15 protein-coding genes are annotated in these 11,403 nt (G+C 49.6%); 13 read left to right on the plus strand and 2 right to left on the minus strand.

Annotated features, from left to right (window positions below; all coding sequences use genetic code 11):
• The 9 genes from V6Z81_10945 to V6Z81_10985 form a co-directional block, all read left to right on the plus strand.
• Positions 1-566: hypothetical protein (locus V6Z81_10945; GenBank protein ID MEG9862983.1), on the plus strand; the 566-nt coding region annotated here is incomplete at its 5' end.
• A 72-nt stretch (positions 567-638) separates the two neighbouring features.
• Entirely contained in the window at positions 639-1,034 is a 396-nt protein-coding gene (locus V6Z81_10950) for a hypothetical protein (protein ID MEG9862984.1), read from the plus strand.
• A 63-nt stretch (positions 1,035-1,097) separates the two neighbouring features.
• Entirely contained in the window at positions 1,098-1,736 is a 639-nt protein-coding gene (locus V6Z81_10955; protein MEG9862985.1) for a hypothetical protein, read from the plus strand.
• Positions 1,733-1,864 carry a hypothetical protein gene (locus tag V6Z81_10960; GenBank protein ID MEG9862986.1) on the plus strand — a complete coding sequence of 44 codons (132 nt, stop codon included), beginning with the start codon at positions 1,733-1,735 and terminating at the stop codon, positions 1,862-1,864. The genes V6Z81_10955 and V6Z81_10960 overlap by 4 nt, the downstream gene beginning before the upstream one ends.
• Entirely contained in the window at positions 1,861-2,736 is an 876-nt protein-coding gene (locus V6Z81_10965) for an ankyrin repeat domain-containing protein (protein MEG9862987.1), read from the plus strand. Before V6Z81_10960 ends, V6Z81_10965 begins: the two co-directional genes overlap by 4 nt.
• On the plus strand, positions 2,733-3,335 hold the full coding sequence (locus V6Z81_10970; GenBank protein MEG9862988.1) for an HD family hydrolase: 603 nt from the start codon (positions 2,733-2,735) through the stop codon (positions 3,333-3,335). The genes V6Z81_10965 and V6Z81_10970 overlap by 4 nt, the downstream gene beginning before the upstream one ends.
• 27 nt (positions 3,336-3,362) lie before the next feature.
• Positions 3,363-3,905 carry a hypothetical protein gene (locus tag V6Z81_10975; protein MEG9862989.1) on the plus strand — a complete coding sequence of 181 codons (543 nt, stop codon included), beginning with the start codon at positions 3,363-3,365 and terminating at the stop codon, positions 3,903-3,905.
• Positions 3,902-4,948: a hypothetical protein gene (locus V6Z81_10980; GenBank protein ID MEG9862990.1), complete on the plus strand. Its 1,047-nt coding sequence runs from the start codon at positions 3,902-3,904 to the stop codon at positions 4,946-4,948. Before V6Z81_10975 ends, V6Z81_10980 begins: the two co-directional genes overlap by 4 nt.
• A 159-nt stretch (positions 4,949-5,107) precedes the next feature.
• Complete coding sequence (locus tag V6Z81_10985; GenBank protein ID MEG9862991.1) at positions 5,108-6,298, plus strand: cyclopropane-fatty-acyl-phospholipid synthase family protein; 1,191 nt, start codon at positions 5,108-5,110, stop codon at positions 6,296-6,298.
• A gap of 111 nt (positions 6,299-6,409) precedes the next feature.
• Here V6Z81_10985 and V6Z81_10990 read toward each other — a convergent pair whose 3' ends face one another.
• Positions 6,410-7,096 carry a TetR/AcrR family transcriptional regulator gene (locus V6Z81_10990; GenBank protein ID MEG9862992.1) on the minus strand — a complete coding sequence of 229 codons (687 nt, stop codon included), beginning with the start codon at positions 7,094-7,096 and terminating at the stop codon, positions 6,410-6,412.
• Between the two features lie 123 nt (positions 7,097-7,219).
• Between V6Z81_10990 and V6Z81_10995 the strand changes: the two genes are divergently transcribed.
• From V6Z81_10995 to V6Z81_11010, 4 genes are read left to right on the plus strand one after another with little or no spacing between them, the layout of a single operon-like run.
• Positions 7,220-7,975 carry an SDR family NAD(P)-dependent oxidoreductase gene (locus V6Z81_10995; protein MEG9862993.1) on the plus strand — a complete coding sequence of 252 codons (756 nt, stop codon included), beginning with the start codon at positions 7,220-7,222 and terminating at the stop codon, positions 7,973-7,975.
• A gap of 10 nt (positions 7,976-7,985) precedes the next feature.
• On the plus strand, positions 7,986-9,200 hold the full coding sequence (locus tag V6Z81_11000; protein ID MEG9862994.1) for a cytochrome P450: 1,215 nt from the start codon (positions 7,986-7,988) through the stop codon (positions 9,198-9,200).
• Between the two features lie 11 nt (positions 9,201-9,211).
• Positions 9,212-9,667, plus strand: a complete 456-nt coding sequence (locus V6Z81_11005; GenBank protein ID MEG9862995.1) for a DUF3237 domain-containing protein — start codon at positions 9,212-9,214, stop codon at positions 9,665-9,667.
• A 16-nt stretch (positions 9,668-9,683) separates the two neighbouring features.
• Positions 9,684-11,138: an NAD(P)/FAD-dependent oxidoreductase gene (locus V6Z81_11010; GenBank protein MEG9862996.1), complete on the plus strand. Its 1,455-nt coding sequence runs from the start codon at positions 9,684-9,686 to the stop codon at positions 11,136-11,138.
• Here V6Z81_11010 and V6Z81_11015 read toward each other — a convergent pair.
• On the minus strand, positions 11,135-11,403 hold a 269-nt coding region (locus tag V6Z81_11015), incomplete at its 5' end, for a hypothetical protein (GenBank protein ID MEG9862997.1). The genes V6Z81_11010 and V6Z81_11015 overlap by 4 nt on opposite strands.

Below are 11,403 nucleotides of genomic sequence, written 5' to 3' on the forward strand. Positions count from 1 at the left end.
AAGAGGCCGATCTCTCGGAATTCTTCCGGGAAAATAATATCAATCCCGGTGAAGACGGATATCTGAATGAGGAGGATAAATTAAATGCCCTTCTCGCCTTTGTAGATCATCACTATGAGTGCCCAAGTCAGGAAGAGGACGCCTTAAGGTCAGAAGAGGACGTCTCCGGAGACGCTAAATGGTTCCGCGATGTCACCAATAGAACAAAAGACATATTGACCAGATTGCGGACTCTTTTCAATCGCGCTTCCCTTGTTATTCTTGTTTTTGTCTTGTTCGCGACTTTAGTCATACCGGAAAGTTTGGCGCGTGCTCTTCTTAATCCACTCATCAGGGAATTCGGTGAATCTCTTCTAATCATAACTTTAGGTGCGATCCTCATTATTGCGTTGTGTGTATTGGCAGTACTCACTATTCAATCTATCACCCGGACCATAGAAAATTTTGTGCCGCGCCTCATCCGGGCCATCAAAGACGCGCCGTCTTTCCGGAACACCATTTTGTGCCTGCTGGGGCTTGTAGTTCTTTTTAGACTTGCCGTTTTATTTTGGTTGCCGCTTTTTTAGGTGGTTTATATACGATAGTACCAACCTCGGCAGGTCTCCCTTTTGTAACAAATGACGGTAGAGGAAAATAAAATGAATATAGAAAGAATTTTTAAGGGAATCATTACTTTAGAATTTTTGATTATAATTTTTTTCCTTGTTTCGGGGTTTGTTTTGGGAGCTATTCAGGAGGTAGTGAGCCCATCTCGTGGTGGGATAGTTTTCAGTAGTGCTTTGGTGCTTCTTCTGATATTGGCTCTGATATATATTATAAACCTTTATTTCCTGTATAAATTCAAGCCCATTGGTAGAAAAATATATGTACCGATCATTATAATTGCGCACGTTTTATCATTGGGAGTTCCTTTCGAAGCAGTACAAGAAATCAGCCACTTTGAATATGTGTTGAACGATATATCTACAATTATAGGTTATGTAATTATAGCGATGATTTTTCAGACAGATATAAAGAAAAAATTTGAACAATAAATATACAGACCTATCAACTTATATTGCTTGGCTGCGTTTAGCTGACTTTTATTTCCGGATAAGATGGATGATATGAAATTTCTTGGATACGATCCGGGTGGAAGGGGGGCACATGGTGTTGCCGCCATACACGTGTCCCCTGATGGAGAAATTGCATCGAATCCGGCCCCCATCTGCGAGGTGGTCGAAAACGCGGGCTTGGCTTGGGAATGGCTTTCAGGGCATGACGATGCATCCGCACTCGGTATCGACACATTGATGGCTTGGTCACTGACAGGAATCCGACAGTGCGATATTGCGTTAAGGAAACGTTATCCTAAGCGCTTCCGTTCAGTGATTCATCAGAATGCACTGTATAGCGCTATGACCTTGAATGGAGCCTTAGTCGCAAAGCGTGCGGCAAAGTCTGGATGGCGCTTGTTCGAGAGCCACCCAAAGCTCCTTGTCAATGTCTTGCCTTCCGACGATTCCGCTGCGAACAGCGTCTTGAAATGGTATTCATCGGTCAAGGCGCAAACCAACGGAACAATAAAAGGTGACAAGCGTGCTGACGATATGGCGGATGCTGTTGTAGCAGCTTGGAGCGCTGCTCAAGGCTTCATAGGGCGTTGGCAGGTAGACCTCTTCAACATATGTGGGGATCAACTTGAGCGGATCGAAAAAGGTGCAACTTACCCATGGTACGATGACATCATAAATTGATTGACACTCTTCAACACCATGGCGGTGTTGCGGCTTATACCCTGCGTTATTTCCGGTTGGACGCCATCATGGCTGACATGGTAACTCTCATTGAGAAACGCAGCCTCGGAAAAGAAAGTACGACATGAAAACAAAAGCGAGTGCCTTACTGGGGTGTCTGTTTTTAATATTACTCTTGCACTCCCCGATTCAGGCGCAAGACGATAATGTGTTGTTGGATTGGACGTTTTGGAAGATGGCTACGGTGACCGATGTTGAGTCCGCCCTTGAAGGGGGAGCGGATATCGGTGCCCGCAATATGATTGAAAGAACACCCCTGCATACGGCGGCGGCGAATAGTGAAACACCGGAGGTGGTAAAACTGTTACTGGACAGAGGAGCCGACAGTGAGGCCCGTACCATGTTGGGCCAGACACCCCTGCATAGCGCAGCGGGAGATAACTGGGCACCGGAGGTGGTAGAACTCTTATTGGATCATGGGGCTGATATTTCGGACCATGATAAGAATGGCTGGACGCCTCTGCATTTTGCAGCGAATTTTAATCAGATACCGGTGGTGGAACTGTTGCTGGACCGTGGAGCCGATAGGGAGTCCCGCGATAATAATGGAAAAACGCCCTTGCATTGGGCGGCGTTCAGTAGCCGGACACCGGCGGTGGTGGAAGTATTGTTGGACCGCGGAGCCGATAGGGAGGCCCGCGATGGAAGTGGAGCAACACCCCTGCATTGGGCAGTGCTCCATATTGAGGCATCGGTGGCGGTAGTGGAGCTGCTACTGGACCATGGGGCCGATAGGGAGGCCCGCAATATGTTAGGCCAGACGCCCTTGCATCGGGCAGCGGCCGGGAGTTACTCACCGGAGGTGGTGGAACTGTTGCTGGACCGTGGGGCCGATGGCACGGTGCGGGACAAACAGGGGAAAACTCCTTTTGACTATGTTCAGGATAATAAGGCTCTCAGGAACACCGAAGCCTATAGGCGGCTGAACGGGGCTCAATGACGTCTGCTGCCCGCAAGAAGAAACGACCCCCTCGGGCCTGGCAGCGCATGTTGAGTGGTCGCCGTCTTGATTTGCTCAACCCGTCGCCTCTTGATATTGAAATAAAAGATATCGCCCGCGGGCTGGCGTGCGTTGCCCGCTGGAATGGTCAGACATCCGGCAAACATGCGTTTTCGGTGGCTGAGCACAGCCTGTTGGTCGCTGATCTGTGCCGTCAGTTTCGCCCGGGTTGGCCCGTTCGCTGGGAGTTGGCGGCCTTGCTCCACGATGCGCCGGAATATGTTATCGGCGACATGATCAGCCCCTTTAAAACGGCTCTTGGTCTGGATTACCAGTCGTTTGAAGGGCATTTGCAAAGTGCCATCTATATGCGCTTTGGCCTGCCGGCCTCTTTGCCCCATACGGTGAGTGATATAATCAAGCGGGCAGACCGTGCCTCGGCCTTTCTGGAGGCGGTGCAACTGGCCGGATTTGAAGAGGCGGAGGCGGTGCGCTTCTTTGGCCGCCCCCGGGGCGTGGCTCCCGTTTCCCTTGAGCCTCGTCCTGTCCGGCAGGCGGAAAAAGCCTTCCTTGACCGGTTTGCTACATTAGTCCGATAATCGCCCCTGATATTGGATAACGTCCCCATGAAGATATACATTTCTCCCCTCAGCGCCATTGAAGAGGCTATCGCCCGTCATCAGCCCTCTCACCTGATCAGCGCGTTGGGAGAGGAGGAAATGATTGAAACACCTGCCGGTATTGCTCCGCAGCGCCATTTAAAACTGACCATGCATGATATCAGTGAAGTCCGTGATGGGATGATATCCCCCTCAACGGAACACATCGGGCGTTTGATATCATTTATAGATGAATGGGATACAACGGCAGCTCCTTTATTGGTGCATTGTTGGGCAGGGATAAGCCGGTCTTCGGCGGCGGCCTTTATTGCCTTGTGTCGCATTAACCCTGATATGCCGGAGGAAGCATTGGCCCGTTTGTTGCGTGAGCAGGCGGCATTTATTTATCCCAATGCTTTGATGGTGCGTCACGCGGATGCTCTTATGGGGCGTGAGGGGCGTATGAGTCGCGCTATTGATGCGATCGGACCGGGAGCGCTGGCATGGGAGGGAAATTTGTTTGATGTTCCGGCCCACCCTGAGGCTTTGATTTCTTCCGGAGAGTTATGAGCGTTAACTCTCAGGAATTGTCTAATTCTCAAAGTGTTCAGGTCGTTATTGGTTTGAATGCGGCCATTGTGTCAGTCGTTAAGGGCAGTCCCCATTGTCTCGTGGTATCGCGCACTTCACCGGACACTTCATCAGATGTTGAGAGAGAGGGCACTGAAAGTAGCGGGTGGGATAGTCTGCCTTTTGGTCCCTTTGACCCTCTGGAGCATCGCACTCTTGAACAGGGGTTACGGGCATGGGTGCAACAGCAAACTCATTTGACTCCCGGATATGTAGAACAACTTTATACATTTGGAGACAGAGGCCGTCATGCCCGCGCCGGGGGTAACACGGGTGACTCTCATATAGTGTCGGTTGGATATTTGGCGTTTGCCCGGCCCGGAGGTAATGAAGTATCTGTGGGGGAGTGGCGGGACTGGTATATGTTTTTTCCGTGGGAGGATAGGCGGGCCGGACGTCCGGCTTTGTTGGATAGGGTGATCTTGCCGTGTTTGGCAGAGTGGGCGGCAGCGCAGAACCATGAGAGTGAATCGGTGCGGATGCGGGGGTATCCTCAGGACCGGATGCGGATTTGTTTTGGATTAGAGGGTGTGGCATGGGATGAAGAAAAGACGCTGGAGCGTTACGAACTTTTGTATGAGGCGGGTTTGATGCCGGAGGCCGGTCGGGATGGGCGGTGCGGTCTTTCTCTGCCGGAGAAGGACGCAGCAGCCTTGGGGCATCCGATGCAGCATGATCACCGGCGTATTCTTGCCACGGCTATGGGCCGGTTGCGTGGCAAGCTGAAATATCGTCCGGTTATTTTTGATCTCATGCCGGATTCTTTTACGTTGTATGAACTGCAAAGAACCGTAGAGGCCATATCGGGAGTTGTGCTGCACAAGCAAAACTTTCGGCGTTTGGTGGACCATGCGGGATTGGTAGAGCGTACCGGACGCATTACGACACGCACCGGTGGGCGGCCTGCCGAATTATATCGCTTTCGCCATGAGGTATTGACGGAACATCACGCACCTGGGCTTCGCCTGACTACCCGGAGCTGACTTAACAGGGGGATCATTTTGCGGGATATGGTAGGGTTTTTGGGTGTTTTTTCTTTTTGGAATTTGAAATCGTCAGCTATATAATCCCCTTAAGGTTTTTAGCGACCAATTCCGCATCCTTCGGCATGGATATTGCCGAGACCCGTGAGGACCGCTGAAATGATTAGTTCAACGCTCTACAAACTCCATGTCAAAGCACTGTTGGGCGTTCTGAAGCGTATCAAATATGGTCAACTGACCCTGACCTTGCCTGATGGGTGCACCCATAACTTCAAGAGTGGTGGTGAGGGGCCATCTGCAGATGTCCATATCCACACCGGATCTGCGTTGGGCAGAATCATGTCCGACGGCAAAATGGGCTTTTGTGAATCGTTCATCATGGGGGAAGTCTCAAGCTCTAATCTTGCTTCTCTTGTTGAATTTGTTGTTAGACAAAACACGTATGTCGAAGAGAATCTCAAATTTAGTAAATTGAAGACAATGCTTCGCCGGGCCGGGCACTGGGTAAACAGAAACACGAAAGAAGGATCACGCCGCAATATTTCAGCCCATTATGATCTGGGGAACGGTTTTTATGATAAATGGCTGGATCCGAGCATGACCTACTCATCTGCCTTTTTTGAAAAGGACGATGATGATCTGAAATCTGCCCAGATAGCAAAATATAGAAAACTGGCTGAACTCGCCGGGCTTCAGTCCGGGGATCGTGTTCTGGAAATCGGATGCGGTTGGGGCGGCTTCGCAGAATTCGCCGCGTCGCATTACGATGTTGATATAACGGCAATTACCATTTCACAGCAACAGTTTGACTTTGCAAATAAACGTATGGCCGATGCGGGTCTTTCCCATAAGGTTGATGTTGCGCTGACGGATTATCGTGATGTTGACCGGTCTTTTGACAAAATTATCTCTATTGAGATGTTTGAGGCTGTAGGCGAAGCCTACTGGCCAACCTATTTTGAATGTCTTTCAAGATGTCTTCAGAAGGGGGGCAAAGCCGCACTTCAAATTATCACTATTGATGATAGTATTTTTGAAGACTATAAACGTGAGCCTGATTTCATTCAGAAATATGTCTTTCCCGGCGGAATGTTACCATCACTAAGACGGCTGGAAAAACCGATCATGTCCGCAGGTTTGCGCCTTTTTCAGGAAAACGGGTTTGGATTGCATTACGCCAAAACCCTGAAATTGTGGCGTGACCGGTTCCTTGCTGCATGGCCTGAAATTGCCAATCAACATTTTGATGAACGATTCAAGAGAATATGGGAACTCTATCTGGCCTATTGTGAAGGGGGCTTCAAAGCCGGACAAATTGATGTCAATCACATGTTGATCGAACGGCAATAAGACTTCGGAAAAGGGCAAAGGGAGGAACAGACACATGACCGGACTGTTAAATTACGCCATCTCGGTGGCATTGGTGGCGGGTTCTGCCTTTCCTCAACACGCAGGGCTTGGCTAAGCAGAATTTTCTTTAAGATTGCTGACATAATACAACAAACCCTCGTCAACCTGTCTGTAAAAATGCACATCTACATAAGGCACCAATATTAAGGCGACTTGTTGCAAACCTTTGGCTATTTCCTGCGGGTTTGTTTGATCGGTTGCGTTTTTGGTTTCCACATGACGCGGCCATGCACTCCATAAGACCCACATATTCTCAGCCAAACTGCGACACAATGATTGATCAACCTTATTCGTACCCGGATTGTATTCGAAAAGATTTTCCAGAATCCGGCGGACCGCCTCAATGCCCTCATTGGTAAACTCCCGAAAACTGCTTTCCAGTTCGGGCGAGCGATGTGTCAATTCACGCCCCGACGATATAACAAATCGATAGCGCCATAGCACTTCGGCACCACCGGAATAATAGCCAACCACTTGCGTTGGATTTACCGGTCCGTGAGCTGGTAATGCCAAAATCTCGAACAATTCCGAACGTAATCGACTGACAACTTCCAGGGCAATTTCGGAGAAATTATTGAAGTAGTAGTAGATATTGCCCGGACTGATGCCGGTACGCACGGCAATTTGTTTCGTCCCGATATTGGACCCCTGAATATTCATCATCTGAATAGCGGCCTCAATAATGCGCTCGCGATTGCCGCTTCGTTGTGGCCGTGGTTTGGTGTTTGCTTTGCTCATAGCAGGTTCATGCCGATTGGTCGCCGAAATGTCTATAGAGTAATAAATCTAAATTAGACCATTGATTCTATATTATAGATGAATTAGATATAATGGTCTATTCTAGATCAAAGGAGCGATGAGATGGGATTGAACTTTCAGGAGAGAAAATTCATCGTTACCGGGGCCGCTACGGGTATCGGTAAGGCTGCCGCCGAGGAATTGATGGCGCATGGTGCATCGGTGGCCCTTTGGGATATTGATCGGCCCACCTGTCAGGCCATCGCCGATAAGGCGACCGGCAAGCAGACCGTCATCGCGGTAGAGGTTGATGTTGCCAGTGCGGCCTCCGTTGAGGCGGGCATGGCTAAAACGGTAGAGGCACTTGGCGGGGTTGACGGTGCTTTCAATAATGCCGGTATTGGCCTGCCGACCGTACCGACCGAGATGATTGAAGAGGCTGATTTTGACCGCATTGTCTCGGTCAATATGAAAGGCGTCTGGCTATGCATGAAAAGCCAGCTGCTCTATATGAAAGCCAATGGCGGTGGGGCCATTGTCAATAATGCCTCGGTTGCCGGTTTGGTTGGTCTGGCCATGCAGGGTGCATATAGCGGCACCAAGCATGCTGTTATTGGCATGACCAAAGCTGCTGCACTGGAAGCGGCACCTGAAAAAGTTCGTGTTAATGCCATTTGCCCGGGAGCAACCCATACGCCGATTTTGCAGCATTTGCTGGAGGCCGGTATCACCGAAGAAATGTTGGGCGAGATGGCGGCGCAAAAGCGCCTCGCTCAACCGGACGAAATTGCTGCGGCGGCGTGCTGGCTCCTGTCTGATGCTGCCAGCTTTGTAACTGGCACCGCCATGCCGGTTGATGGCGGCTGGACTGCACATTAGGAGATAGAAAATGAGTGAGGTCGAAACCATACAGACGGGCAATTGGGCAGGGGCTGATTTCTTCGACCCGAATTTTCGCGATGACCCCTATCCTAAATTGGCACAATTGCGCGAAACCGAACCGGTCAACCTGACGCCGGTCGGTACCTGGCGCATCAGCCGCTATGATGATGTGAAGGCAATTTTTTCCGACGCCAAAACCAGCATGACTGATATGCATGGTGACAGCCCGAATTTTGATCCGCTGGATACGAAGGGCAGTTTCCTTGAATTCGTTTTAAATAAAGATGGCGAGGAACATCGCCGCTTGCGCAAGCTGGTGCAAAAATCATTCGGCGCAAAAACCGTCAAATTGATGGAGGACGAAGTCCGCAAAATTGTTGCGGCATCGCTTGATAAAGCGCTCGCCGATGGCGGTATGGATGTGATTCCGGCGCTGGCCCATGAGGTACCGTCGCGTATGATTTGCCAGATTATGGGCGTTCCCATGGCTGACCGGCAAATTTTCAATGAGTGGACGGCAGCGCGGACAAATGCCTTCTTCGCTAAATTCTTACCGCCTGACGTGCAAGAGCGCACGCGCAATGCCGGTGAGGCTATGGAAGATTATTTCCGGGTTCTTCTCGCAGAGCGGAAAAAAGACCTCGGTGATGATTTGCTCAGTTCTATGATTTTGGCATCGGAAGATGGTGACCGCTTCACCGATGATGAACTTATCATTCAGGCCATTGGCGTCATTGTCGCCGGTTATGAAACTACAATAGGTCTTTTGGGTAATGGCATAAGAGCGTTTGTCGAGAATCCCGGCCAGTTGCAAAAACTGCGCGACAATCCGGACCTGACCGTCAATGCAATTGACGAGTGCTTGCGTTATGACACACCAATTTTGTTTAATTGGCGGGTTCTTGAAGAGCCGTATGAGGTTAGCGGTGTGACATTACCGGTTGATGCTATAATTTGGCAATTGCTGGCTGCGGCCAATCATGACCCGGCGAAGTTTGATAAGCCGGACCGCTTTGACATTGAGCGGGAAGAAGTGGCGCACCAATCCTTTGGCGGCGGCCCGCATTTCTGCCTTGGCAACCAGCTGGCCAAAATGGAAGCGCGTCACGTGTTTGGTCAATTGGCAAAACGTACGCAAGGTTTGACTTTAGAGGCTGGCGAAATTGAATGGTCTCACTCTTTCTTCAGAGTGATGGCCAGCTATCCAATTAATTTCAATTAAGGAAACTAACTATGGAAGATTTGAAACTTGAAACACAATGGCTGTGCACCATGCGCGGCACTATTCCGGAACCGAATATGGCATTGGATAATCTGATGGTTTTCAATGTTGAAGATGCATGGATTGAAAGCCCACGCTTTAATGCCAAGCTGGTTGGCCCTGGGGGCGACTGGATTCGCCTGCAGCCAAACGGCAATTGGAAACTGGACGTTCGCCTGCTGTTTCACGGTGATGATGGTTCGGCCATTCACTGTTTTTACAATGGCGTATTGCGCATGGAGCCACATATTGCTGAAGCCATGGAAAAAGGTGAAGAAATTGCCGGCGAAGACATGTATTTCCGTGCCACACCATATTTTGAAACCCGGTCTGAAAAATATGCATGGCTCAATAATATTGCCACAGTCGGTAAGATGCGCAGCTTCGGCGGCGGCAATGTGGTATACGATATTTTCGAGGTGCTCTGATGGTACCGGTGAAGCAATGGCATCGGTAAAGCAGCCAAAAATTCTGATTATTGGCGCCGGCATGTCAGGCATGCTGGTCGCCATGCGCCTTTTAAAGGCCGGTTTTACTGACTTTCAAATTTATGAAAAAGATCATGATTTGGGAGGTACTTGGCGGGTTAACACCTATCCGGGCATCGCCTGTGATGTTCCGTCACATTATTACACATATGAAAATGAGCCTAATGGCGATTGGTCTTCACGCTTGCCGCAAGGGGCTGAAATTCAGCAATATCTTGTCTCAATCGCGAAAAAATACCGGTTACACCAATATATCAGTTTCAATAAGGAAGTAATAAACTGCAAGCACGATGGCGAGGAGTGGACGGTCCAAACGGCGGAAGGCGAAAAACTGAAATATGATTTTGTTGTCGCCTGTTGCGGACTTCTATTTCATCCTGTCTATCCCGATATCGTCGGTCTTGATACATTTTCCGGAGCCTGTTTTCACTCTGCCCGTTGGGACCATGACGTTGATCTGAAAGGCAAAAAAGTTGGCCTCGTCGGCAATGGCTCAACGGGTACGCAGATCATTTCGAGCTTGTCAAAACGTAAACTCGATTTGAAGATTTTCATGCGAACACCACAATGGGTATTTCCCCTACCGGATCGCAAATATACGGCGCTTGAACGCAAACTGACCAAATGGTTTCCGGCGCTGGCCCGCTTTGGCCATACTTTTTATCGTGTGTTGTTTGAAAATCTGTTTGCCAAAGCGGTTATCCGGCAAAGCTGGCAACGTGATTTGATGGGTTGGGCGTGTAAGCAAAACCTCAAGACGGTGAAGAATCCGGCTTTGCGCGAACGCTTGACACCCGATTTTGCACCCTTGTGTAAACGACTGGTCATGAGTACGACTTATTACAGTTCTATCCAGCAAGACAATGTAACCGTCGCCGATGGCAATATCGTCAAAATTGACGGTAATGTGGTGCACACTAAAGATGGCGGAACACATGAATTGGATGTACTGGTGATGGCGACAGGTTATGATGCGCATGCCTATTTCCGGCCGATGAATATGACCAATGCGCAAGGGATTAATATCAATGACGTATGGAAGGATGGGCCTTACGCGCTACGCACTGTTGCCGTGCCGGGATTTCCGAATTTTTTCTTTACCCTTGGCCCGCAAAGTCCGTTTGGCAATTTCTCGGCTATCAGCATTGTGGAAACGCAAATCGATTATATCGTCAGTTGCATCAAAATGGCCTATGCAAGCAACATCAAAACCATGGACCCGAAAGTGGCAGCAACCGAAGCGTTTAACAATATGGTCTATGCGGCAATGCCTGACACGATTTGGATGACCGGTTGCACCAATTGGTATACTGGCGCAAATGGCATTCCTTCGGCATGGCCATTCACCGGCTGGCGCTTCCGAAAAGAATTGGAAAAGCCCAATTTAGAGGAATATGCTACCACGGCTTAAACGCGGGCGGCTATCACACCACTGGCAAGGTAAGGATAAGAGGGAATGATGAGCGCCAGTGAACTGGACACCGTACTGGCCATATTGGCCGAGCGAAATGCAAACACGCCAGCCGATATTACAGTTGAAGAGTAGCGCGCCGGTTTTGATGCGGCGGCGGATTCAATGCTACTTCCCGGGGAACCGTATGAGGTCTCGGCGTTTTGGTACGTGTGTATATGAGCCCCAAAAATGTGAAAGTGAAGATAGTTGGCGAAATACAGAG

This window comes from Parvularculales bacterium, assembly GCA_036881865.1.
Taxonomy (GTDB): Bacteria; Pseudomonadota; Alphaproteobacteria; order JAPOUT01; family JBAJNM01; genus JBAJNM01.

Coding starts and splice junctions, on each gene's coding strand:
- V6Z81_11005 (MEG9862995.1), top strand. CDS start 9,212: ATGGAAGATTTGAAACTTGAAACACAATGGCTGTGCACCATGCGCGGC.
- V6Z81_10980 (MEG9862990.1), top strand. CDS start 3,902: ATGAGCGTTAACTCTCAGGAATTGTCTAATTCTCAAAGTGTTCAGGTC.
- V6Z81_10955 (MEG9862985.1), top strand. CDS start 1,098: ATGGATGATATGAAATTTCTTGGATACGATCCGGGTGGAAGGGGGGCA.
- V6Z81_10985 (MEG9862991.1), top strand. CDS start 5,108: ATGATTAGTTCAACGCTCTACAAACTCCATGTCAAAGCACTGTTGGGC.
- V6Z81_10970 (MEG9862988.1), top strand. CDS start 2,733: ATGACGTCTGCTGCCCGCAAGAAGAAACGACCCCCTCGGGCCTGGCAG.
- V6Z81_10965 (MEG9862987.1), top strand. CDS start 1,861: ATGAAAACAAAAGCGAGTGCCTTACTGGGGTGTCTGTTTTTAATATTA.
- V6Z81_11000 (MEG9862994.1), top strand. CDS start 7,986: ATGAGTGAGGTCGAAACCATACAGACGGGCAATTGGGCAGGGGCTGAT.
- V6Z81_10950 (MEG9862984.1), top strand. CDS start 639: ATGAATATAGAAAGAATTTTTAAGGGAATCATTACTTTAGAATTTTTG.
- V6Z81_10975 (MEG9862989.1), top strand. CDS start 3,363: ATGAAGATATACATTTCTCCCCTCAGCGCCATTGAAGAGGCTATCGCC.
- V6Z81_11010 (MEG9862996.1), top strand. CDS start 9,684: ATGGCATCGGTAAAGCAGCCAAAAATTCTGATTATTGGCGCCGGCATG.
- V6Z81_10990 (MEG9862992.1), bottom strand. CDS start 7,096: ATGAGCAAAGCAAACACCAAACCACGGCCACAACGAAGCGGCAATCGC.
- V6Z81_10995 (MEG9862993.1), top strand. CDS start 7,220: ATGGGATTGAACTTTCAGGAGAGAAAATTCATCGTTACCGGGGCCGCT.